The organism is Pseudomonas syringae pv. cilantro (genome assembly GCF_001293775.1).
GTDB lineage: Bacteria > Pseudomonadota > Gammaproteobacteria > Pseudomonadales > Pseudomonadaceae > Aquipseudomonas > Aquipseudomonas syringae_P.
Map to the genome: position 1 here is coordinate 93,930 of NZ_LGLN01000086.1, position 21,656 is coordinate 115,585.

At 60.5% G+C, this 21,656-nt stretch carries 23 protein-coding genes; 19 read left to right on the forward strand and 4 right to left on the reverse strand.

Annotated elements, in window-relative coordinates; all coding sequences use genetic code 11:
* Positions 1 to 27 precede the first annotated feature (27 nt).
* The 5 genes from ABJ99_RS24240 (at position 28) to ABJ99_RS24260 (ending at position 4,094) form a co-directional block, all read left to right on the forward strand.
* A complete protein-coding gene (locus ABJ99_RS24240; RefSeq protein WP_054087958.1) occupies positions 28 to 600 on the forward strand; it encodes a YqgE/AlgH family protein in 573 nt (190 codons plus the stop codon).
* Positions 600 to 1,040 (forward strand): Holliday junction resolvase RuvX, encoded by a 441-nt coding sequence (ruvX, locus tag ABJ99_RS24245; RefSeq protein ID WP_007252034.1) that lies wholly within the window; start codon positions 600 to 602, stop codon positions 1,038 to 1,040. The genes ABJ99_RS24240 and ruvX overlap by 1 nt, the downstream gene beginning before the upstream one ends.
* A gap of 255 nt (positions 1,041 to 1,295) precedes the next feature.
* A complete protein-coding gene (pyrR, locus tag ABJ99_RS24250; RefSeq protein WP_054087959.1) occupies positions 1,296 to 1,808 on the forward strand; it encodes a bifunctional pyr operon transcriptional regulator/uracil phosphoribosyltransferase PyrR in 513 nt (170 codons plus the stop codon).
* Between the two features lie 13 nt (positions 1,809 to 1,821).
* A complete protein-coding gene (locus ABJ99_RS24255) occupies positions 1,822 to 2,826 on the forward strand; it encodes an aspartate carbamoyltransferase catalytic subunit (RefSeq protein ID WP_007252036.1) in 1,005 nt (334 codons plus the stop codon).
* The gene (locus ABJ99_RS24260; RefSeq protein ID WP_054087960.1) at positions 2,823 to 4,094 is read left to right on the forward strand and encodes a dihydroorotase; all 1,272 of its coding nucleotides are present in this window, start codon (positions 2,823 to 2,825) and stop codon (positions 4,092 to 4,094) included. Before ABJ99_RS24255 ends, ABJ99_RS24260 begins: the two co-directional genes overlap by 4 nt.
* A gap of 250 nt (positions 4,095 to 4,344) precedes the next feature.
* Here the strand turns inward: ABJ99_RS24260 and ABJ99_RS24265 are convergent, their stop codons facing one another.
* Positions 4,345 to 4,749, reverse strand: coding sequence for an NINE protein (locus ABJ99_RS24265; protein WP_054087961.1), 405 nt, complete (start codon positions 4,747 to 4,749; stop codon positions 4,345 to 4,347).
* A 250-nt stretch (positions 4,750 to 4,999) separates the two neighbouring features.
* Between ABJ99_RS24265 and ABJ99_RS24270 the strand changes: the two genes are divergently transcribed.
* Positions 5,000 to 5,674 carry a C40 family peptidase gene (locus ABJ99_RS24270; protein WP_054087962.1) on the forward strand — a complete coding sequence of 225 codons (675 nt, stop codon included), beginning with the start codon at positions 5,000 to 5,002 and terminating at the stop codon, positions 5,672 to 5,674.
* Between the two features lie 80 nt (positions 5,675 to 5,754).
* On the opposite strand, the gene ABJ99_RS24275 is transcribed toward ABJ99_RS24270, so the two are convergent.
* A complete protein-coding gene (locus ABJ99_RS24275; protein WP_054087963.1) occupies positions 5,755 to 6,789 on the reverse strand; it encodes a type IV pilus twitching motility protein PilT in 1,035 nt (344 codons plus the stop codon).
* A 55-nt stretch (positions 6,790 to 6,844) separates the two neighbouring features.
* Here ABJ99_RS24275 and ABJ99_RS24280 point away from each other — a divergent pair, with 55 nt between their 5' ends.
* The 8 genes from ABJ99_RS24280 (at position 6,845) to ABJ99_RS24315 (ending at position 13,134) form a co-directional block, all read left to right on the forward strand.
* On the forward strand, positions 6,845 to 7,531 hold the full coding sequence (locus tag ABJ99_RS24280; RefSeq protein WP_054087964.1) for a YggS family pyridoxal phosphate-dependent enzyme: 687 nt from the start codon (positions 6,845 to 6,847) through the stop codon (positions 7,529 to 7,531).
* Between the two features lie 37 nt (positions 7,532 to 7,568).
* A complete protein-coding gene (proC, locus tag ABJ99_RS24285; RefSeq protein WP_054087965.1) occupies positions 7,569 to 8,387 on the forward strand; it encodes a pyrroline-5-carboxylate reductase in 819 nt (272 codons plus the stop codon).
* A 25-nt stretch (positions 8,388 to 8,412) separates the two neighbouring features.
* Complete coding sequence (locus tag ABJ99_RS24290) at positions 8,413 to 9,003, forward strand: YggT family protein (protein WP_054087966.1); 591 nt, start codon at positions 8,413 to 8,415, stop codon at positions 9,001 to 9,003.
* 192 nt (positions 9,004 to 9,195) lie between these two features.
* Positions 9,196 to 10,335 carry a homoserine O-succinyltransferase MetX gene (gene metX / locus ABJ99_RS24295; RefSeq protein WP_054087967.1) on the forward strand — a complete coding sequence of 380 codons (1,140 nt, stop codon included), beginning with the start codon at positions 9,196 to 9,198 and terminating at the stop codon, positions 10,333 to 10,335.
* Between the two features lie 7 nt (positions 10,336 to 10,342).
* The gene (gene metW / locus ABJ99_RS24300; protein ID WP_054087968.1) at positions 10,343 to 10,963 is read left to right on the forward strand and encodes a methionine biosynthesis protein MetW; all 621 of its coding nucleotides are present in this window, start codon (positions 10,343 to 10,345) and stop codon (positions 10,961 to 10,963) included.
* A 30-nt stretch (positions 10,964 to 10,993) separates the two neighbouring features.
* Entirely contained in the window at positions 10,994 to 11,590 is a 597-nt protein-coding gene (rdgB, locus tag ABJ99_RS24305) for an RdgB/HAM1 family non-canonical purine NTP pyrophosphatase (protein WP_054087969.1), read from the forward strand.
* Positions 11,587 to 12,801, forward strand: a complete 1,215-nt coding sequence (gene hemW, locus ABJ99_RS24310) for a radical SAM family heme chaperone HemW (protein ID WP_054087970.1) — start codon at positions 11,587 to 11,589, stop codon at positions 12,799 to 12,801. Before rdgB ends, hemW begins: the two co-directional genes overlap by 4 nt.
* 9 nt (positions 12,802 to 12,810) lie before the next feature.
* Entirely contained in the window at positions 12,811 to 13,134 is a 324-nt protein-coding gene (locus ABJ99_RS24315; protein ID WP_005888321.1) for a DUF3392 domain-containing protein, read from the forward strand.
* A gap of 28 nt (positions 13,135 to 13,162) precedes the next feature.
* Here the strand turns inward: ABJ99_RS24315 and ABJ99_RS24320 are convergent, their stop codons facing one another.
* Together ABJ99_RS24320 and ilvD are read right to left on the reverse strand one after the other, a co-directional pair.
* On the reverse strand, positions 13,163 to 13,525 hold the full coding sequence (locus ABJ99_RS24320) for a hypothetical protein (RefSeq protein ID WP_054087971.1): 363 nt from the start codon (positions 13,523 to 13,525) through the stop codon (positions 13,163 to 13,165).
* A 184-nt stretch (positions 13,526 to 13,709) separates the two neighbouring features.
* Complete coding sequence (gene ilvD, locus ABJ99_RS24325; protein ID WP_054087972.1) at positions 13,710 to 15,557, reverse strand: dihydroxy-acid dehydratase; 1,848 nt, start codon at positions 15,555 to 15,557, stop codon at positions 13,710 to 13,712.
* 338 nt (positions 15,558 to 15,895) lie between these two features.
* Here ilvD and alaC point away from each other — a divergent pair, with 338 nt between their 5' ends.
* The 5 genes from alaC (at position 15,896) to phaC (ending at position 21,651) form a co-directional block, all read left to right on the forward strand.
* On the forward strand, positions 15,896 to 17,101 hold the full coding sequence (gene alaC, locus ABJ99_RS24330; RefSeq protein WP_054087973.1) for an alanine transaminase: 1,206 nt from the start codon (positions 15,896 to 15,898) through the stop codon (positions 17,099 to 17,101).
* 229 nt (positions 17,102 to 17,330) lie between these two features.
* Positions 17,331 to 17,861, forward strand: coding sequence for an ATP-dependent protease subunit HslV (gene hslV, locus ABJ99_RS24335; protein ID WP_003392345.1), 531 nt, complete (start codon positions 17,331 to 17,333; stop codon positions 17,859 to 17,861).
* 66 nt (positions 17,862 to 17,927) lie between these two features.
* Positions 17,928 to 19,265, forward strand: coding sequence for an ATP-dependent protease ATPase subunit HslU (gene hslU / locus ABJ99_RS24340; protein ID WP_054087974.1), 1,338 nt, complete (start codon positions 17,928 to 17,930; stop codon positions 19,263 to 19,265).
* A 133-nt stretch (positions 19,266 to 19,398) separates the two neighbouring features.
* Positions 19,399 to 19,770: a gamma-butyrobetaine hydroxylase family protein gene (locus ABJ99_RS24345; protein WP_007252826.1), complete on the forward strand. Its 372-nt coding sequence runs from the start codon at positions 19,399 to 19,401 to the stop codon at positions 19,768 to 19,770.
* Positions 19,771 to 19,971: 201 nt separating this feature from the next.
* Complete coding sequence (phaC, locus tag ABJ99_RS24350; protein ID WP_054087975.1) at positions 19,972 to 21,651, forward strand: class II poly(R)-hydroxyalkanoic acid synthase; 1,680 nt, start codon at positions 19,972 to 19,974, stop codon at positions 21,649 to 21,651.
* Positions 21,652 to 21,656 lie beyond the last annotated feature (5 nt).

Consider the following 21,656-nt stretch of genomic DNA (forward strand, 5'->3'; position numbering starts at 1 on the left):
CAGTAACACGACGCCACACTAGGACTCATGAAAAACGTCTCCCCGAGTTATCTCAAGCACCAGTTCCTGATCGCCATGCCGCACATGCACGACGAGAACTTTGCTCAGACCTTGACCTACGTTGTCGAGCACAACGCCAATGGCGCAATGGGGCTGGTGATCAACCGCCCGCAAAGCCTGACCCTGGCGGATGTGCTCGAACAGCTGCGACCGGAGCTGCCAGCACCGAAACGCTGCGAGGAAATCGTCATCCATTCCGGCGGCCCGGTGCAGACTGATCGCGGCTTCGTCCTGCACCCCAGCGGCCAGCTGTTTCAGGCCACGGTCGCGCTGCCCGGCGGAATCTCGCTGTCCACCTCGCAGGACGTGCTGTTTTCCATCGCTGACGGCTACGGGCCTGATCAAAATGTGATCACCCTCGGCTATGCCGGATGGGACGCCGGCCAGCTGGATGCCGAAATGGCCGACAACGCCTGGCTGACCTGTTCGTTCGACCCGGCGATTCTGTTCGATGTCAACAGCGAGCAACGTCTCGATGCCGCCGCCAGACGTCTCGGCGTCAATCTCAGCCTGATCTCGACCCAGGCAGGTCACGCCTGATGGCCGCTTTGCGCTTACTGCTGGGGATTGATTACGGCACCAAACAGATCGGCGTTGCCGTCGGCCAGGCGATCACCGGTCAGGCACGCGAGCTCTGCACGCTCAAGGCGCAGAACGGCGTGCCGGACTGGGACAAGGTGCAGGCGCTGATTACCGAATGGAAACCTGACGCCATCGTTGTCGGCCTGCCATTGAACATGGACGGCACGCCCAGCGAGATGAGCGCGCGCGCAGAAAAGTTTTCGCGCAGACTCAACGGGCGCTTCGGCGTCACGGTCTATACCCACGACGAGCGCCTGACGACCTTCGAGGCCAAAGGCGAGCGCATGGCACGCGGCGGTCAGAAAGGCAGTTACCGGGACAATCCGGTGGACGCCATCGCCGCTGCACTGCTGCTGCAAGGCTGGCTCGACGAGCACCCAGAATTATTGAATGTGTGACTTTTACAGTCCCTGTCGCTTCGAGATATCCGGATCAGACGTTATCGCTTGAGCAACGCGCCAAGGACCAGACTGTGTAAAAACGTCACGAGCGAAGGCAAGACAAGGCAAAAACAGGCGAAAAACGGCCGGGGTCGCGACCGACACCAGGTGTTCCAAATGAGCATTTTTCGCCTGTTTTTAACGCAGCATTGCCAAGCGCAGTAGTTTTACACAGTCTGGGACGGACGCTGCCCGAGCCTCAGAGGAGCAACCATGAGCCTGCCCAATCCCGCCGAACTGATTCGTCAGATGGCCACTGACCTGAACGCTCACCTGAGCAAGCGCGGCATCAGCGACCCTCGTTTCATTGGTATTCGCACGGGAGGCGTGTGGGTCGCTCAGGCGCTGCTCAAAGAGCTGGACAACCCTTCGCCGCTCGGCACCCTGGACGTCTCGTTCTACCGCGATGATTTCAGCCAGAACGGCCTGCACCCGCAAGTGCGCCCGTCGGAACTGCCGTTCGAGATCGAAGGGCAGCATCTGGTGTTGATCGACGACGTGCTGATGAGCGGCCGGACCATTCGCGCCGCGCTCAACGAACTGTTCGATTACGGCCGCCCGGCCAGCGTCATGCTGGTCTGCCTGCTGGACCTGGACGCCGCGGAACTGCCGATCCGCCCGAATGTGGTCGGGGCGACACTGTCGCTGGCACCGCACGAACGCATCAAGCTGTCTGGCCCCGAGCCAATGGCGCTCGAGCTTCAAGACCTCTCCACCGCCCTTTAAAGAGTCCATTGCGATGACGCCTCTCGACGCCAAGCGCCCGCTGCAGCTCAACCATCTGGGCCAGCTGCGCCATTTTCTGTCTCTGGACGGCTTGCCCCGCGAGCTGCTTACCGAAATCCTCGACACGGCTGACTCGTTCCTGGAGGTCGGCGCCCGAGCGGTGAAGAAGGTCCCGCTGTTGCGCGGCAAGACGGTGTGCAACGTGTTCTTCGAAAACTCCACACGCACCCGCACCACCTTCGAACTGGCGGCCCAGCGCCTGTCGGCCGACGTGATCACCCTGAACGTCTCGACCTCGTCCACCAGCAAGGGCGAAACGCTGTTCGACACCCTGCGCAACCTAGAAGCGATGGCTGCCGACATGTTTGTCGTGCGCCATGCCGATTCGGGCGCAGCGCATTTCATTGCCGAGCACGTGTGCCCGGACGTGGCGATCATCAACGGCGGTGACGGCCGCCATGCGCACCCGACCCAGGGCATGCTCGATATGTTGACGATTCGTCGCCACAAAGGCGGCTTCGAAAACCTCTCGGTGGCCATCGTCGGCGACATCCTGCACTCCCGTGTAGCGCGCTCCAACATGCTCGCGCTCAAGGCGCTGGGCTGCCCGGACATCCGCGTAATCGGGCCGAAAACTTTGCTGCCGGTCGGCGTCGAGCAGTACGGCGTCAAGGTCTATACCGACCTCAACGAAGGCTTGAAGGACGTCGACGTAGTGATCATGCTGCGCCTGCAACGCGAGCGCATGACCGGCGGCCTGCTGCCCAGCGAGGGCGAATTCTATCGCCTGTTCGGGCTGACCACCGCGCGGCTGGCCGTGGCCAGGCCGGACGCGATTGTCATGCACCCCGGCCCGATCAACCGCGGCGTGGAAATTGAATCGGCGGTGGCCGATGGAGCGCATTCGGTGATTCTCAATCAGGTGACCTACGGCATTGCCGTGCGCATGGCAGTGCTGTCCATGGCCATGAGCGGGCAAAACGCACAACGACAATTCGAGCAGGAGAACGCCCAGTGAAGCTCAGCATCCTCGGCGCTCGCGTCATCGACCCGGTCAGCGGGCTGGATCAGATTACCGACCTGCACATCGAAGCAGGCAAACTTGCCGCCATTGGCGCGGCACCGACCGGTTTTCAACCGGTTCAGACTATCGACGCCAGCGGGCTGGTGGCCGCCCCCGGGCTGGTCGACCTCAACGTTTCGCTGCGCGAGCCGGGTTACAGCCGTAAAGGCAGCATCGCCAGCGAAACCCGCGCTGCAGCTGCAGGCGGCGTGACCAGCGTGTGCTGCCCACCACTTACCAAGCCGGTGCTCGACACCTCGGCGGTGGCCGAACTGATCCTCGACCGCGCGCGCGAAGCCGGTTTCAGCAAGGTGTTCCCGGTCGGCGCGCTGAGCAAGGGCCTGGAAGGCGAACAGCTGGCAGAACTGATCGCCCTGCGCGACGCAGGCTGCGTGGCATTCGGTAACGGCCTGAACAGCTTCAGTAATACCCGCACACTGTGCCGGGCGCTGGAGTACGCGGCGACGTTCGACCTGACCGTGATTTTCAATTCGCAAGACCGCGACCTGGCCGAAGGCGGCCTGGCCCATGAAGGCCCGACCGCGAGCTTTCTGGGCTTGGCGGGCATTCCTGAAACGGCCGAGACCGTGGCGCTGGCTCGCGACCTGTTGCTGGTCGAGCAAAGCGGCGTGCGCGCGCATTTCAGCCAGTTGACCAGCGCACGCGGTGCAGCGCTGATCGCCCAGGCACAGGCACGTGGGCTGCCGGTGACGGCAGATGTGGCGCTGTACCAGTTGATCCTGACCGATGAAGCACTGATCGATTTCTCCAGCCTGTATCACGTCCAGCCGCCGCTGCGCACTCGCGCTGACCGCGAAGGCCTGCGTGAGGCGGTGAAATCGGGGGTCATTCAGGCGATATCGAGTCATCACCAGCCCCACGAACGCGACGCCAAGCTGGCCCCGTTCGGCGCGACCGAGCCGGGCATCAGCAGTGTGGAATTGTTGCTGCCACTGGCGATGACGCTGGTCGAAGACGGCTTGCTGGACCTGCCGACCCTGCTCGCCCGCCTGAGCAGCGGCCCGGCTGACGCCCTGCGCCTGCCAGCCGGCAAACTGAGCGCCGGATCGCCAGCGGACATCGTGCTGTTCGATCCTGCCGCCTCGACCCTGGCCGGAGAAACCTGGCTCTCCAAAGGCGAGAACTGCCCCTTCATCGGCCACTGCCTGCCGGGCTCGGTGCGCTACACCCTGGTGGATGGACGAATCAGCTACAGCCGTTGAGGCAAGCCACCGCCCTCCACGCTCTGACCAGCGGCGGGCGAGGCCTCTGTGGGAGCGAACTTGTTCGCGAAGACGGTGATGCATTCGATGCATTCTCGGCGATCATAAAGACCCCTTCGCGAANCTTGTCCGCGAACTGCCGGGAACCGGCAGCAAAACCAGCCGCCTCGGTGCACCAGACACAGCCGAGGTGATCGGTTTCAGGGGTGGTTTAAAGCCAGTTGTTCCTACATCCGCCCCTGAGCAAGCCTCACCCGCGTCGGGCGTTCTTCATCGAGATCTGGTCGTTCATTGTCCAGAAGTCATACAGGATGCCCAGCAGAAACAACCCGCCGGTAAACAGGTAAATCACGCCGGTGATCCACTTGCCCTGGTACATGCGGTGGACGCCGAACAGGCCGAGGAAGGTCAGCAGCACCCACGCTACGCTGTAATCGGTGGCGCCCGGTGTGAAGCGCAGGTCGGCTTCGCGGTCCATCGACGGGATCAGGAACAGATCGATCAGCCAGCCTATGCCGAACAGACCAAAGGTGAAGAACCAGATAGTCCCGGTTACCGGCTTGCCATAGTAGAAACGATGCGCCCCGAGAAACCCGAAAATCCACATCAGGTACCCCATCACCTTGCTGTGTGTATCAGATCGATAGCCGTTCATTTTTACCCTCTTTGCGCTGATAGAAAAAAATACATAACAAATTTGTGACTTGGTTTCGCCATTCCGACGTATGGCAGTCGAGGCAGTTTTTCGCCGCCAAACCCTTGTCGCTAAAGGGATTAGCGGCAAAAGAGAAAGAGTCTGTCGCATAAAACGTAACGATGCCAGTGTGACGCACTCGACAAATGGGGTCAGATTTTCCGAAAAAGCTGTTATAAAGTTGCGCGCTGACCACTATGAGCCTTGCCAAATGCGTCCTTTCTTCAAGACATGGCTAACCATTTGCCTATTTATGCCACTGGCCGCCCACGCCACCAATCGTGAGCAACAACTTCCTGCGAGCTTCACGGGCTACACCGCCAAAAGTCATTCTTCACCGGCACTCGCGACTCGCAATGCACCTCAGGAAGCCACAACCCCCCGTATCCAGACTGACAGCACGCACCCCCTGCAGAAGCCACTGTCACGCAAGAACGCCAACAAGGCTGCCTTACAGACCTCTGCCCCGGCCAAACAGGGCAATGCGGTTGTAAAACGCGCCTTGCAGGCTGTCGGGACGCCTTATCGCTGGGGCGGCACCACGCCCGGCAAAGGGCTGGATTGCAGCGGTCTGGTCAAATATGCCTACACGGACGTGCGTGAAGTCGATCTGCCGCGCACCTCCAACGCCATGGCCCAAGGCCACGGTCAGACGGTGGATCGCAAGGACCTGAAACCGGGTGATCTGCTGTTCTTCAACATCAAGAGCCGCAACATCAACCATGTCGCCATTTACCTGGGCGACAACAAGTTCGTTCATGCGCCGCGCCATGGCAAGGCCGTGACTGTCGATACGCTGAACAAACCGTACTGGAACAGTCACTACAAGATCGCCAAGCGCGTGTTGCCGAAGCAGCCGGGGCAGATGCGCGTCGTCCAGCGCTGATCGCCTGACCAGGCTGACGCACCAGAAAAAGGGGCCCTGAATTCGTTCAGGACCCCTTTTTTCATTGCGGCTGGCTTCAGTCAGAAATTATCCGGCACCTTGGCCCGCTCGCGTGCGCTTTCGCGGGTGATCAGACCTTTCTTGACCAGATCTGCCAGGCACATATCCAGCGTCTGCATGCCCAATGAGCCGCCGGTCTGGATCGACGAATACATCTGCGCCACCTTGTCCTCGCGAATCAGGTTACGAATCGCCGGGGTACCCATCATGATTTCATGCGCTGCCACGCGTCCGCCGCCAACCTTCTTGAGCAGTGCCTGGGAGACCACGGCGTGCAGCGATTCAGACAGCATCGAACGAATCATCGATTTTTCCTGGGCCGGGAAGACGTCCACGATCCGGTCGATGGTCTTCGCCGCCGAGGTGGTGTGCAGCGTACCGAACACCAGGTGACCGGTTTCCGCAGCGGTCAACGCCAGACGAATGGTTTCCAGATCGCGCATCTCGCCGACCAGAATCACGTCCGGGTCCTCGCGCAAGGCCGAGCGCAGGGCTTCCGAGAAGCCCAGTGTGTCGCGGTGCACCTCGCGCTGGTTGACCAGGCATTTCTTGGACTCGTGAACGAATTCGATCGGGTCTTCGATGGTCAGGATATGGTGATGCTTGTTGCAATTGAGGTAGTCGATCATCGCCGCGAGGGTCGTCGACTTGCCCGAACCGGTCGGCCCGGTGACCAGAATCAGCCCCCGCGCCACGTCGGTAATCTTCCGAAACACATTGCCCATGCCCAAGTCTTCCATGCTCAGGATTTTTGAGGGAATGGTCCGGAATACCGCGCCGGCACCGCGATTCTGGTTGAACGCGTTGACCCGGAACCGCGCCACACCCGGCACTTCGAAGGAAAAGTCGGTTTCCAGGCGCTCTTCGAAATCCTGACGCTGCTTGTCGTTCATGATGTCGTAGATCAGCGCCTTGACCTCCTTCGCGTCCAGCGGGGGCAGGTTAATACGCCGCACATCGCCATCGACGCGGATCATCGGCGGCAGACCTGCAGAGAGGTGCAAGTCCGACGCGCCCTGTTTGGCACTGAAGGCCAGCAGCTCGGTAATATCCATACAGCTCCTCAATCACATAGAATGCCGCAGACCTTAGCCTGACTGGCGCAAATCAATGTCCACGATAGCAGCGAACATTTCAACGCTCGAACAACGAATTCGCGACGCCGCCCTCGCAACTGACCGCGATCCGGCGTCCATCGGCCTGCTGGCGGTGAGTAAAACCAAGCCTGCCAGCGACCTGCGTGAAGCTTACACCGCAGGCCTGCGCGACTTTGGCGAAAATTATTTGCAGGAAGCGTTGGCAAAACAGGCAGAACTGAGCGACTTGCCCTTGTGCTGGCACTTCATCGGCCCCATTCAATCGAACAAGACGCGCGCTATCGCCGAAAACTTCGCCTGGGTGCATTCAGTGGACCGCCTGAAAATCGCGCAACGCCTGTCCGAGCAGCGCCCCGAGGGGCTTGAGCCGTTGAATATCTGCATTCAGGTGAATGTCAGCGGCGAAGCCAGCAAGTCGGGCTGTACGCCTCAGGACCTGCCGGATCTGGCCGCCGCCATCAGCGCCCTGCCGCGGCTGAAGCTGCGCGGGCTGATGGCGATTCCCGAACCGACGGATGACCCTGACGAGCAGGCAGCTTCGTTTGCCGCTGTGCGCACCTTGCAGGCGCAGTTGGGTTTGCCGCTCGACACACTGTCCATGGGCATGAGCCACGATCTGGAAGCCGCCATCGCACAAGGCGCAACCTGGGTGCGCATCGGCACTGCCCTTTTTGGCGCCCGCGACTATGGGCAGCCGTAACGTTGCACACACCGAATTTGCACACAGGGAACCTGTCATGAGCAAGACTCGTATCGCCTTTGTCGGCGCCGGAAACATGGCTGCCAGCCTGATCGGCGGCCTGCGCGCGCAAGGCGTCGAAGCGTCACTGATCTGCGCCAGCGCGCCGGGCGCCGAAACCCGCGAGCGGATTACCACCGAGCACGGCATCAAGGTATTCGCTGACAATGCCGAAGCCGTCAAAGGCGCCGACGTCGTGGTGCTGGCGGTCAAGCCGCAGATGATGAAAAACGTCTGCCAGGCGCTGAAATCCAGCCTTGAGCCTGATCAGTTGATCGTGTCGGTTGCGGCCGGGATCACCTGCGCCAGCCTGACCCAATGGCTGGGCGAGCGCCCCGTTGTGCGCTGCATGCCCAATACGCCGTCACTACTGCGCCAGGGTGCCAGCGGGCTGTACGCGACCCACAACGTAACGTCAGCGCAACATGAGCAGGCCGAGCAGTTGCTGTCGGCGGTCGGCGTGGCGGTCTGGGTCGAGCAGGAAAAACAGGTGGATGCGGTCACGGCGGTGTCCGGCAGCGGTCCTGCGTATTTCTTTTTGATGATGGAAGCGATGACGGCAGCGGGCGTGAAGCTGGGTCTGCCGGAAGACATCGCCAGAAAACTCACCCTGCAAACGGCGCTGGGTTCGGCCTTGATGGCCTCCGGCAGTGAGTTGGGTGCAGGAGAATTGCGTCGCCGTGTGACCTCGCCGGGCGGGACCACGGAAGCTGCGATCAAAGCATTCCAGGCGGGCGGTTTTGAACAGCTGGTGGAAACCGCGCTGAGCGCCGCCGATCACCGTGCAGCCGAACTGGCTGAACAACTGGGCAAATAATTTAGGCTTTTTCTGGAGCAGATTGATGATCGGATTGAACACCGCTGCAATTTACGTCCTGCAAACGCTCGGCAGTCTGTACCTGCTGATCGTTCTGATGCGCTTCGTGCTGCAACTGGTACGGGCCAATTTCTACAACCCGCTGTGCCAGTTCATCGTGCGCGCCACGCAACCGCTGCTCAAGCCGCTACGCCGGATCATTCCCAGCCTGTTCGGGCTGGACATGTCTTCGCTGGTGCTGGCAATCATCGTGCAGATGATCCTGATGGCGCTGACCTTGCTGCTGATGTTCGGTACCACCGGTGACCCGCTGTCTCTGCTGATCTGGTCGATCATTGGCGTGACCGCGCTGTTCCTGAAGATCTTCTTCTTTGCCCTGATTATCAGCGTGATCCTGTCGTGGGTCGCCCCGGCCAGCCACAATCCCGGCGCAGAGCTGATCAACCAGATCTGCGAACCCGCGCTGGCGCCGTTCCGCAAGATCGTCCCGAATCTGGGCGGCCTGGATATCTCGCCGATCCTCGCGTTCCTGGTGCTCAAACTGCTGGATATGCTGGTCATCAACAACCTGGCTGCCATGAGCGGCATGCCGGATGTGTTGCGGTTGTTGATGTAAACGTATATCTCGCTCTCACGCTCAGCGCTAGACACACGTTTGCTTTTGATTCTGGCCGAAGGCCGTGGGAGCGGACTTGTCCGCGAAGGCGTTCAATTATCGTGCCGTTGATTTGCGCCTCACAACATCCCTTATTGCCGCTGCACCCTGCGGTCTTTAGACTTACGCCTCATTCACGCGAGAGCAGGGTCGATGCCCACGGTATTCCCCCACGATTCTGTCGGACTGGTCACACCACAAACGGCGCATTTCAGCGAGCCTCTGGCGCTGGCCTGTGGTCGTTCGTTGCCAGCCTATGACCTGATTTACGAAACCTACGGTCAACTCAACGCCGCACGCAGCAATGCCGTGCTGATCTGTCATGCGCTGTCAGGGCATCATCATGCCGCAGGCTTTCACAGCGCCGATGACCGCAAGCCCGGCTGGTGGGACAGTTGCATCGGCCCAGGCAAGCCGGTCGACACCCGCAAATTTTTCGTCGTCAGCCTCAACAATCTGGGCGGCTGCAATGGCTCCACCGGCCCGAGCAGCATCGACCCGGACACCGGCAAGCCGTTCGGAGCCAATTTCCCGGTCGTGACCGTGGAAGACTGGGTCAACAGTCAGGCCCGGCTGGCCGATGTGCTGGGCATCGAGCAATGGGCAGCGGTGATCGGCGGCAGTCTGGGCGGCATGCAGGCGCTGCAATGGACCATCAGCTACCCGGACCGCGTGCGTCACTGTCTGGCAATCGCCTCGGCACCCAAGCTCTCGGCGCAGAACATCGCCTTCAACGAAGTGGCGCGCCAGGCGATTCTCACCGACCCGGAATTCCACGGCGGCTCGTTTCAGGAGCGCGGCGTGATCCCCAAACGCGGCCTGATGCTGGCGCGAATGGTCGGGCACATCACCTACCTTTCGGACGACTCGATGGGCGAGAAATTCGGCCGTGGCCTGAAGAGCGAAAAGCTCAATTACGATTTCCACAGCGTCGAGTTTCAGGTCGAAAGCTACCTGCGTTATCAGGGTGAAGAGTTTTCCGGGCGTTTCGACGCCAATACCTACCTGTTGATGACCAAAGCGCTGGATTACTTCGACCCGGCCGCCAACTTCAACGACGACCTGGCCAAGACATTCGCCAATGCTACAGCGAAGTTCTGCGTGATGTCGTTCACCACCGACTGGCGCTTCTCGCCGGCCCGCTCGCGGGAGCTGGTGGACGCGCTGATGGCGGCCCGCAAGGACGTCTGCTACCTGGAAATCGACGCGCCTCAAGGGCACGACGCCTTCCTGATCCCGATTCCGCGCTACTTGCAGGCTTTCGGTAATTACATGAACCGAATTTCGTTGTGAGGACGTCATGAGAGCCGATCTGGAAATCATCCAGGAATGGATTCCCGCAGGCAGCCGCGTGCTCGATCTGGGCTGCGGCGACGGCGAATTGCTGACCTGGCTGCGTGATAACAAGCAAGTCACCGGCTACGGGCTGGAAAACGACGCGGCGAACATCGCCGAATGCGTGGCCAAAGGCATCAATGTCATCGAACAGGACCTCGACAAGGGGCTGGGCAATTTTGCCAGCAACAGCTTCGACGTGGTGGTCATGACCCAGGCCCTGCAAGCTGTGCATTACCCAGACAGAATTCTCGACGAAATGCTGCGCGTCGGTCGCCAGTGCATCATCACTTTCCCGAACTTCGGCCACTGGCGCTGCCGCTGGTATCTGGCCAGCAAAGGCCGCATGCCGGTGTCCGAGTTCCTGCCTTACACCTGGTACAACACGCCGAACATTCACTTCTGCACCTTCGGCGACTTTGAAGAGTTGTGCCGCGAGCGGGATGCTCAGGTGCTCGACAGGCTGGCGGTCGATCAGCAACACCGTCACGGCTGGGCCAGCAAACTGTGGCCCAATCTGCTCGGCGAAATCGGCATCTACCGGGTCACCAGCCCAGGGCTGACGGACCACCAGATTGCCATTTAACCGATCGTTTTCACGCACCACGACAGGCCAATGATGAACCTCACTCAACTCGTACTGGCCAGCCACAACGGCGGCAAACTCAAGGAACTCCAGGCCATGCTCGGCGGCAGTGTCACGCTGCGCTCGGTCAGCGAGTTCAGCCTCGTGGAGCCGGAAGAGACCGGTCTGTCGTTCGTCGAGAACGCGATCCTCAAGGCGCGCAACGCTTCGCGTCTGTCCGGGCTGCCTGCGCTGGCCGACGACTCGGGGCTGGCGGTGGACTTTCTCGGCGGTGCACCGGGCATCTATTCCGCTCGCTATGCCGACGGCCAGGGCGATGCCGCCAACAACGCCAAACTGCTGGAGGCGCTGAAAGACGTGCCGGACGACCAGCGTGGTGCGCAGTTCGTGTGCGTATTGGCGCTGGTACGCCACGCCGACGACCCATTGCCGATCCTCTGTGAAGGCCTGTGGCACGGGCGCATTCTGCACGCTGCCAGCGGCGAGCACGGTTTTGGCTACGACCCGTTGTTCTGGGTGCCGGAGCGTAACTGCTCGAGTGCCGAACTGGGTCCGAGCGAGAAAAACCAGCTGAGCCATCGTGCCCGCGCCATGGTCCTGTTGCGCGAACGCCTGGGTCTGCAATGACCGACGATTCGCCTGCGCAGCCGCTGTTTCTCGGCGAGAACGGTTTCTCGTCAGAGAGCCCGCGCCCTGCACTGCCGCACCTGCCTCCGTTGTCGCTGTATATCCATATCCCGTGGTGCGTGCGCAAATGCCCGTACTGCGATTTCAACTCGCACACTGCCAGCCCGGTGCTGCCAGAGCAGGAATACGTCGACGCGCTGCTCGCCGACCTGGACCTGGACCTGCCGCACCTCTACGGCCGCGAACTGCAATCGATTTTCTTCGGTGGCGGCACGCCGAGCCTGTTCAGCGCCGACGCGCTGGGCCGTCTGCTGCGAGGCGTCGAACAGCGCATCCGCTTTGCCAGCGATATCGAGATCACGCTGGAAGCCAACCCCGGCACTTTCGAACAGGCCAAGTTCAGCGCCTATCGCGGTCTGGGGATCAATCGGCTGTCGATCGGCATTCAGAGCTTTCAGGAATCCAAACTCAAGGCGCTGGGCCGTATCCACAACGGCGACGAGGCGATTCGCGCCGCCGACATGGCGCGCCAGGCCGGTTTCGACAATTTCAACCTGGACATGATGCACGGTTTGCCAGACCAGTCTCAGGACGAAGCGCTGGAAGATCTGCGCCAGGCCATCGCCCTCGCGCCGACACACTTATCCTGGTATCAACTGACGCTGGAACCCAACACCGTCTTCTGGAATCAGCCGCCGGTTTTGCCGGAAGACGACATTCTTTGGGATATTCAGGAAACCGGACAGCAGTTGCTGGCCACTCAGGGGTACGCGCAGTACGAAGTGTCGGCCTATGCGCAACCCGGTAAACCGGCGCGGCATAACCTCAACTATTGGGCGTTCGGTGATTTCATCGGCATCGGCGCAGGCGCACACGGCAAACTGAGCCACCCGGACGGGCGCATTATTCGCACCTGGAAAACCCGCTTACCGAAGGATTACCTGAATCCGGACAAGCCGTTTCAGGCGGGCTCGAAGCTGTTGCCGCTGGACGAATTGCCGTTCGAATTCCTGATGAACGCGTTACGACTGACAAATGGTGTGGACGCTGCGTTATTTCGGGAAAGAACGGGTCTAAGCCTCGATTCGCTCGCCGAGGCACGCCGGCAAGCCGAACAAAAAGGCCTGCTGCATGAAGATCCGGCACGCCTGGCCGCGACGCCACAAGGCCAACTGTTCCTCAACGACCTGCTGCAATACTTTCTGATCTAAGGACCCTGCATGGATTTCGTACTCGATTTGCTCGCCACCGTTTCGCGCTGGAGTCGCAGCAATCTTTCGGAAATCGCCCTGGCACTGGTGGGCTGCCTGCTGGTGCTGTTCGGCGCAGACATCAAAGGCTGGATCGAACAGCGCATCAGCAGCATGACCGGCGCCCTGCGCATCCCGCTCATCGCCCTGCTCTGCGCGGTCGGCAGCGGCGCAGCACTGATCTACGCCACGCCCTGGGTCGTGCGCGGCCTCAGCCAGTTCAACAACTACAGCCTGGCGCCGGTGCTGTTGGTGGTGCTGGTGTTGATCGGGGTGATTGCTGACAGGAAGTGAGCCTTACCTGGATCAACCTTCTGTCGCACTACTGAACGATGAGGCAACTGGCAAACGTGCATGCGCCGGATTTTCCGGTAAATGTCACAAACTTTATGCTCGGTGTGCCACAGACAGGCGTAATACTCAGTGGGTAAGTGGCGGCGCTACTGACGATGTAGGTGCCTTTGCTCGCCACTTCCTGCTTCACGCCCTTCTGTATGACGTAGATCGCGAACGTACTGTTATTGCGTACCTGTACCGCCGTATCCACGTCCTGAGGCGGCGCAACTTGAGCAGTATCATCGGCGGGCGGCGCTGTTTCGTTCTGGACAGCGTCTGTTGAATCGAGTGCGTATGCGCCGAGGCAAATACTCATGAACAATATCGGTGTCACTAGCCACACTTTCATAGCGCTCTCCATAACAACTGATAGCAGTTCACGGCAATAAGTCGTCCGCAGGTATTGGTCCACTGTATAGCGCTGAAACGCGCCTGGCACCTGTCAGAAATACCACTGCGCCTATCCGCCGCTCACACTCTTCAGACAAAAAAACACCCCGACTGGCGGGGTGTTTTCGCTGCGTCGCCGAACGTTATGGCACCAGTTTGTCCAGCAACGCCTTGTCACGCACCGCGCCCTTGTCGGCGCTGGTCGCCAGCAGGGCGTAGGCCTTGAGGGCGGTGGTCACTTTGCGCGGGCGCGACTCGACCGGCTTCCAGCCTTTCTTGTCCTGTTCGGCGCGACGCTCGGCCATCTCTGCGTCGTCGATCAGCAGGTTGATCGAGCGATTGGGGATGTCGATCAGCACTTTGTCGCCATCGCGGACCAGACCAATCGCACCGCCCGCCGCGGCTTCCGGCGAGGCGTGGCCGATGGACAGGCCAGACGTACCGCCCGAGAAACGGCCGTCAGTCAGCAACGCACAGTCTTTACCCAGCCCTTTGGACTTCAGGTACGAGGTCGGGTAGAGCATTTCCTGCATGCCTGGACCGCCTTTCGGACCTTCGTAACGGATGATGACGATGTCGCCCGCCTTCACTTCGTCAGCGAGAATCCCGCGCACGGCGCTATCCTGGCTTTCGAAGATCTTGGCATTGCCTTCGAAGACATGGATCGACTCGTCGACACCCGCAGTCTTCACCACACAGCCATCCAGCGCGATGTTGCCGTACAGCACGGCCAGCCCACCTTCCTGCGAATAGGCATGTTCGACGCTACGGATGCAGCCGTTTTCACGGTCGTCATCCAGGCTTTCCCAACGGGTCGACTGGCTGAACGCGGTCTGCGTCGGGATGCCGGCCGGGCCTGCCTTGAAGAACGTATGCACCGCTTCGTCGTCAGTCTGGGTGATGTCCCATTTGGCGATGCCTTCGGCCAGGGTCTTGCTGTGCACGGTCGGCAGGTCGGTATGCAGCAAGCCGCCACGCGCCAACTCGCCGAGGATGCTGAAGATCCCGCCCGCGCGGTGTACGTCTTCCATGTGGTATTTCTGGATGTTCGGCGCGACTTTGCACAGCTGCGGAACCTTGCGGGACAGACGGTCGATGTGGCGCAGGTCGAAGTCGATCTCGGCTTCCTGAGCGGCAGCCAGCAAGTGCAGGATGGTGTTGGTCGAGCCGCCCATGGCGATGTCCAGCGTCATGGCGTTTTCGAACGCTTTGAAGTTGGCGATGTTGCGCGGCAACACCGACTCGTCGTTTTCCTTGTAGTACTGCCGGCACAGGTCAACGATGGTGCGGCCGGCCTGCAGGAACAGTTGCTCGCGGTCGCTGTGGGTGGCAAGTGCCGAACCATTGCCCGGCAAGGCCAGGCCAAGCGCTTCGGTCAGGCAGTTCATCGAGTTGGCGGTGAACATACCCGAGCACGAACCGCACGTCGGGCAGGCGCTGCGCTCGTACTCGGCGACTTTTTCGTCACTGGCGGTGGAGTCGGCAGCGATGACCATCGCGTCGACCAGGTCCAGACCGTGGCTGGCCAGTTTGGTCTTGCCTGCTTCCATCGGCCCGCCAGACACGAAGACCACCGGGATATTCAGGCGCAGGGCCGCCATCAGCATGCCGGGGGTGATCTTGTCGCAGTTGGAAATGCACACAATGGCATCAGCGCAATGCGCGTTGACCATGTATTCCACGGAATCGGCAATGATCTCGCGGCTTGGCAGCGAATAGAGCATACCGTCGTGGCCCATGGCGATGCCGTCGTCGACCGCAATGGTGTTGAATTCCTTGGCCACGCCACCGGCGCGTTCGACTTCACGGGCGACCAGCTGGCCCATGTCCTTGAGGTGGACGTGGCCCGGTACGAACTGGGTGAAGGAGTTGGCGATGGCGATGATCGGTTTCTTGAAATCTTCGTCCTTCATGCCCGTGGCGCGCCACAGGGCACGGGCGCCGGCCATGTTGCGGCCGTGGGTAGACGTTTTCGAGCGGTAATCAGGCATTGGAGCACTCCGGCAAAAATAAGGCTGATCAGGAAGGGAGTGAGCTTCTATTGACGTCGCGGGCGTGCGGCAGTGACCGCAGGCAGCGAAGAAACCGAACGCCACGGGATCACCGTGTACTCGGCCTGAGCTCATAAACCCGCCGGGGGATGACTGGCGATGAATAGCGCCGATTCTACACCGCCGGGTCATTCGATGGGGTCCGAATATCGCCACCGGCAATACGCTGTAAATCGCGGTGGACAAAATGCGCGCCGCGCCTTTATCTTCTTCGCCAGGCCGCCTCATGTGGCCGCGTCGCTCGGACGGTTCCGGGCGCTTACGTTTGCGAGATAACCATGGCCGACCAAGGTTCGCCGCGCCGCTTTGCGCGCATCGATCGACTCCCCCCTTACGTGTTCAACATCACCGCCGAGCTGAAAATGGCTGCTCGACGCCGTGGTGAGGACATTATCGACTTGAGCATGGGCAACCCCGACGGGCCGACGCCGCCGCACATTGTCGAAAAACTGGTCACCGTCGCCCAGCGCGAAGACACCCACGGTTACTCCACTTCGCGCGGGATTCCACGCCTGCGCCGGGCCATTTCCAACTGGTACAAGAAGCGCTACGAGGTCGACATCGACCCCGAAAGCGAAGCCATCGTCACCATCGGTTCCAAGGAAGGCCTGGCGCATCTGATGCTTGCCACGCTGGATCAGGGCGATACGGTGCTGGTGCCGAACCCGAGCTACCCGATCCACATCTATGGTGCCGTGATTGCCGGCGCCCAAGTGCGGTCGGTGCCGCTGGTGCCGGGCGTGGATTTCTTCGCTGAACTGGAAAAAGCCATTCGCGGCTCGATTCCCAAGCCGAAAATGATGATTCTGGGCTTCCCGTCCAACCCGACCGCGCAATGCGTGGAGCTGGATTTCTTCGAGCGCGTGGTGGCGCTGGCCAAGCAGTACGACGTGCTGGTGGTGCATGACCTGGCGTATGCCGACATTGTCTACGACGGCTGGAAAGCCCCGTCGATCATGCAGGTGCCGGGCGCCAAAGACATTGCGGTCGAGTTCTTCACCCTGTCCAAGAGCTATAACATGGCGGGCTGGCGGATTGGCTTCATGGTCGGCAACCCGGAACTGGTCAACGCACTGGGGCGTATAAAGAGTTATCACGACTACGGCACCTTCACGCCGCTGCAGGTCGCCGCGATTGCCGCGCTGGAAGGCGATCAGCAATGCGTGCTCGACATCGCCGAACAGTATCGCCAGCGCCGCAACGTGCTGGTCAAGGGCCTGCATGAGCTGGGCTGGATGGTCGAGAACCCCAAGGCGTCGATGTATGTCTGGGCAAAGATTCCGGAAGTTTACGCGCACCTGGGCTCGCTGGAGTTCGCCAAGAAATTGCTGGCCGAGGCCAAGGTTTGTGTTTCACCAGGTGTCGGTTTTGGTGAATACGGCGACGATCATGTGCGGTTTGCGCTGATCGAAAACCAGGACCGCATCCGCCAGGCCGTGCGCGGGATACGCACCATGTTCCGCGCGGACGAGAAGCTCAAGTAACGCAATTGTGGGTTAGCCCGGGAAACCGGGCTGATCGAAGAGCGTGTGAAGCGGACGCAGAGCGTCCAGAACGGCGCTACCACGCGCAGCGTGGGAGCGATAACCTTAAGGCTGCGCAGCACCGCGCCCAATCATTCCCAACTTCACCCCAACGGTTGAAATCCCCACCCCCACCCCCATATGAGTTTGCATCAGGGCATTTTCGCCCCGCAGTGTGGAGACTCTCCCCTTGACCACCATCGTATCAGTGCGCCGTCACGGCAAAGTCGTCATGGCTGGCGACGGCCAGGTTTCCCTGGGCAACACCGTCATGAAAGGCAACGCCAAGAAGGTGCGCCGCCTGTATCACGGTGAAGTGATCGCCGGATTTGCTGGCGCGACCGCCGACGCATTCACGCTGTTCGAGCGCTTTGAGGCCCAGCTGGAAAAACACCAGGGGCATCTGGTTCGTGCAGCTGTCGAACTGGCCAAGGACTGGCGTACCGATCGCTCGTTGAGCCGTCTTGAAGCCATGCTGGCGGTGGCCAACAAGGACGCCTCGCTGATCATCACCGGCAATGGTGACGTCGTCGAACCCGAGGATGGCCTGATTGCCATGGGTTCCGGCGGAGCATTTGCTCAGGCCGCCGCGCGCGCCCTGCTGCTCAAGACCGATCTGTCAGCCCGCGAAATCGCCGAAACTTCATTGCATATCGCCGGCGATATCTGCGTGTTCACCAACCACAACATCACCATTGAGGAGCAGGACCTCGCCGGCTGAGCCCTTGCCGGGCCGCACGCGTTGCGGCCCCATCGGCTTTGCTGTGCCAGAGGACCGTGAATAACCATGTCCATGACTCCCCGCGAAATCGTCCACGAACTCAACCGCCATATCATCGGCCAGGACGATGCCAAGCGCGCCGTCGCCATTGCTCTGCGCAATCGCTGGCGGCGCATGCAGTTACCCGAAGAACTGCGCGTTGAAGTGACACCCAAGAACATCCTGATGATCGGCCCGACCGGTGTCGGCAAAACCGAAATCGCCCGTCGCCTGGCCAAACTCGCCAACGCGCCGTTCATCAAGGTCGAAGCGACCAAGTTCACCGAGGTGGGCTATGTTGGCCGCGATGTAGAGTCGATCATCCGCGATCTGGCTGATGCAGCGATCAAGCTTCTGCGCGAGCAGGAAATCGTCAAGGTTCGACACCGCGCTGAAGATGCGGCCGAACAACGCATCCTCGATGCCCTGTTGCCGCCTGCGCGAGTGGGTTTCAACGAAGACCCGGCACAGAGCAGCGATTCCAATACACGTCAGCTGTTCCGCAAGCGCCTGCGCGAAGGCCAGCTGGATGACAAGGAAATCGAGATCGACATCAACGAGACCCTAGGTGTCGATATTTCCGCGCCGCCCGGCATGGAAGAAATGACCAATCAGCTGCAGAGCCTGTTTGCCAACATGGGCAAGGGCAAGACCAAGAGCCGCAAACTCAAGGTCAAGGAAGCGCTCAAGCTGGTGCGCGAAGAAGAAGCTGGCCGTCTGGTCAATGAAGAAGAACTGAAAGCCAAGGCACTGGAAGCTGTCGAGCAGCACGGCATCGTGTTCATCGACGAGATCGACAAAGTCGCCAAGCGCGGCAATTCGGGCGGCGTCGATGTGTCGCGCGAGGGTGTACAGCGTGATTTGCTGCCGCTGATCGAAGGTTGCACCGTGAACACCAAGCTGGGCATGGTCAAGACCGACCACATCCTGTTCATCGCGTCCGGTGCGTTTCACCTGAGCAAACCGAGCGATCTGGTGCCTGAGTTGCAAGGCCGCCTGCCAATCCGCGTCGAACTCAAGGCGTTGTCGCCGCAGGATTTCGAACGCATTCTCAGCGAGCCGCACGCTTCGCTCACCGAGCAGTATCGCGAACTGCTGAAAACCGAAGGCCTGCAGATCGAGTTCAAGCCGGAAGGCATCAAGCGCCTGGCCGAGATCGCCTGGCAAGTCAACGAAAAGACCGAAAACATCGGCGCTCGCCGCCTGCACACGCTGCTTGAGCGTCTGCTGGAGGAAGTCTCGTTCAGCGCAGGCGACCTGGCCATCAGCCCGGACGCAGCACCGATCGAAATCGACGCCGAATACGTCAACAGCCACCTGGGCGACCTGGCGGAAAACGAAGACCTGTCGCGCTATATTCTCTAGAGCTGCAAGCTGCAAGCTGCAAGCTGCAAGCTGCAAGCTGCAAGCTGCAAGAGTCTTTCACTCTTGCAGCTTTTTTGCTTTTGCTTTTGCTTGAAGCCTGAAGCTCGCCCCTTGAAACTTGAGGCAGTTACCAATGCTCCCCACCGCCATTCAGTTGCACAAAGCCTCCAGGACCCTGACCCTGAAATACGCGCCGGATGAGGAATATCACCTGCCTGCCGAGTTTCTGCGCGTGCATTCGCCGTCTGCCGAGGTTCAGGGGCATGGCAAGCCGATTCTGCAATTCGGCAAGTTGGGCGTCGGGCTGACCAAGGTCGAGCCTGCGGGTCAGTACGCGCTGAAGCTGACCTTCGACGACGGCCACGACAGCGGCCTGTTTACCTGGGATTACCTGTACCAACTGGCCAGACGCCAGGCTTCTCTGTGGGACGACTACTTGCAGGCGCTCGAGAAAGCCGGCAAATCCCGCGACCCTTCCGAGCACGTCATCAAGCTGATGCTCTGATCCTCGCAGCGGTCAATGATCGACGCTGCTTGCGATTTTCTGAAATCTCGCGTAACCAATAGGTGTGGCAAGCGCCTGCATCGGATTGATGCAAAGGCTGTCGGCAAGTCACACGAGCAGTAGTACCGGCTAACACGCCTGTGTCACTGGTTCACAGGCAAGGAATGTCAGTGTTCGTCTCAAGACAACGGAGCGTCGTAGATGAGTAACCCGAAAGACGATGACCTGCAACGCCAGGCATCCGAGCACACCCTGGGTCTTAACCCGGTGGTGGGCCTGCAGCGCAAGGATCTGCTGAGCACCGCCCGCATGGTGCTGCGCCAAGCCTTCAAACAACCCATCCATAGCATCAGGCACGTAGCGCATCTGGGCGCCGAACTCAGAAGCGTGCTGTTCGGCAAGTCGGCCTTGCAACCGACCCCGGAAGATCGTCGCTTCAATGATCCGGCCTGGAGCCAGAACCCGCTGTATCGTCGCTATCTGCAGACGTACCTGGCCTGGCGCAAGGAACTGCATGACTGGATCGGCGGCAGCAGCCTCACCCCGCAGGACATCAGCCGCGCGCACTTCGTCATCAACCTGATGACCGAAGCCATGTCGCCGACCAATTCCGCAGTCAATCCGGCAGCCGTGAAGCGCTTTTTCGACACCGGCGGCAAAAGCCTGCTTGATGGCTTGTCGAACCTGGCCAAGGACATGGTCAATAACGGCGGAATGCCGAGCCAGGTCAATATGGATGCCTTCGAGGTCGGCAAGAACCTGGGTATCACCGAAGGTTCGGTGGTGTTTCGCAATGAGGTGCTGGAGCTGATTCAGTACACACCGATCACCGAACAGGTCCACGAGCGTCCGCTGCTGGTGATCCCGCCGCAGATCAACAAGTTTTACGTTTTCGACCTTAGCCCGGAAAAGAGCCTGGCGCGGTTTTGCCTGCGCAGTAACGTGCAGACGTTCATCATCAGCTGGCGCAACCCGACCAAGGTGCAACGTGAATGGGGACTGTCGACCTACATCGAGGCGCTCAAGGAAGCGGTCGATGTAGTGCTGGCGATCACCGGCAGCAAAGATATCAATATGCTCGGTGCCTGCTCGGGCGGCATCACCTGTACGGCGCTGCTGGGGCATTACGCCGCGCTGGGCGAAAAGAAGGTCAATGCCATGACGCTGCTGGTCAGCGTGCTCGATACCACGCTGGACACCGAAGTGGCGTTGTTCGTCGACGAGCAGACGCTGGAGAGCGCCAAGCGCCACTCCTATCAGGCTGGCGTGCTGGAAGGTCGCGACATGGCCAAGGTGTTCGCCTGGATGCGCCCCAACGATCTGATCTGGAATTACTGGGTCAACAACTACCTGCTGGGCAACGAGCCGCCGGTGTTCGACATCCTGTTCTGGAACAACGACACCACGCGCCTGCCCGCCGCTTTTCATGGTGATCTGATCGAGATGTTCAAGAATAATCCGCTGACCCGCGCCAATGCGCTGGAGGTCTGCGGCACGCCCATCGATCTCAAGCAGGTCACGGCCGATGTGTTCTGTCTGGCAGGCACCAACGACCACATCACGCCGTGGGTGTCCTGTTACAAATCGGCGCGCCTGTTTGGCGGCAAGACGGAGTTCGTGCTGTCCAGCAGCGGCCATATCCAGAGCATCCTCAACCCGCCGGGCAACCCAAAATCGCGTTACATGACCCACGACGAGCTGCCTGAAGATCCGGCGGTCTGGCAGGAAAACGCCACCAAACACACGGATTCCTGGTGGCTGCACTGGCAAGACTGGCTGGCCGCGCGCTCGGGCAAACTGAAAAAGGCCCCGGCCGCGCTCGGTAACAAGGCGTTCCCGCCAGCCCAGGCAGCGCCCGGGACTTATGTTCACGAACGCTAGGCTGC

Coding starts and splice junctions, on each gene's coding strand:
- ABJ99_RS24240 (WP_054087958.1), top strand. CDS start 28: ATGAAAAACGTCTCCCCGAGTTATCTCAAGCACCAGTTCCTGATCGCC.
- ruvX (WP_007252034.1), top strand. CDS start 600: ATGGCCGCTTTGCGCTTACTGCTGGGGATTGATTACGGCACCAAACAG.
- pyrR (WP_054087959.1), top strand. CDS start 1,296: ATGAGCCTGCCCAATCCCGCCGAACTGATTCGTCAGATGGCCACTGAC.
- ABJ99_RS24255 (WP_007252036.1), top strand. CDS start 1,822: ATGACGCCTCTCGACGCCAAGCGCCCGCTGCAGCTCAACCATCTGGGC.
- ABJ99_RS24265 (WP_054087961.1), bottom strand. CDS start 4,749: ATGAACGGCTATCGATCTGATACACACAGCAAGGTGATGGGGTACCTG.
- ABJ99_RS24270 (WP_054087962.1), top strand. CDS start 5,000: ATGCGTCCTTTCTTCAAGACATGGCTAACCATTTGCCTATTTATGCCA.
- ABJ99_RS24275 (WP_054087963.1), bottom strand. CDS start 6,789: ATGGATATTACCGAGCTGCTGGCCTTCAGTGCCAAACAGGGCGCGTCG.
- ABJ99_RS24280 (WP_054087964.1), top strand. CDS start 6,845: ATGTCCACGATAGCAGCGAACATTTCAACGCTCGAACAACGAATTCGC.
- proC (WP_054087965.1), top strand. CDS start 7,569: ATGAGCAAGACTCGTATCGCCTTTGTCGGCGCCGGAAACATGGCTGCC.
- ABJ99_RS24290 (WP_054087966.1), top strand. CDS start 8,413: ATGATCGGATTGAACACCGCTGCAATTTACGTCCTGCAAACGCTCGGC.
- metX (WP_054087967.1), top strand. CDS start 9,196: ATGCCCACGGTATTCCCCCACGATTCTGTCGGACTGGTCACACCACAA.
- metW (WP_054087968.1), top strand. CDS start 10,343: ATGAGAGCCGATCTGGAAATCATCCAGGAATGGATTCCCGCAGGCAGC.
- rdgB (WP_054087969.1), top strand. CDS start 10,994: ATGATGAACCTCACTCAACTCGTACTGGCCAGCCACAACGGCGGCAAA.
- hemW (WP_054087970.1), top strand. CDS start 11,587: ATGACCGACGATTCGCCTGCGCAGCCGCTGTTTCTCGGCGAGAACGGT.
- ABJ99_RS24315 (WP_005888321.1), top strand. CDS start 12,811: ATGGATTTCGTACTCGATTTGCTCGCCACCGTTTCGCGCTGGAGTCGC.
- ABJ99_RS24320 (WP_054087971.1), bottom strand. CDS start 13,525: ATGAAAGTGTGGCTAGTGACACCGATATTGTTCATGAGTATTTGCCTC.
- ilvD (WP_054087972.1), bottom strand. CDS start 15,557: ATGCCTGATTACCGCTCGAAAACGTCTACCCACGGCCGCAACATGGCC.
- alaC (WP_054087973.1), top strand. CDS start 15,896: ATGGCCGACCAAGGTTCGCCGCGCCGCTTTGCGCGCATCGATCGACTC.
- hslU (WP_054087974.1), top strand. CDS start 17,928: ATGTCCATGACTCCCCGCGAAATCGTCCACGAACTCAACCGCCATATC.
- ABJ99_RS24345 (WP_007252826.1), top strand. CDS start 19,399: ATGCTCCCCACCGCCATTCAGTTGCACAAAGCCTCCAGGACCCTGACC.
- phaC (WP_054087975.1), top strand. CDS start 19,972: ATGAGTAACCCGAAAGACGATGACCTGCAACGCCAGGCATCCGAGCAC.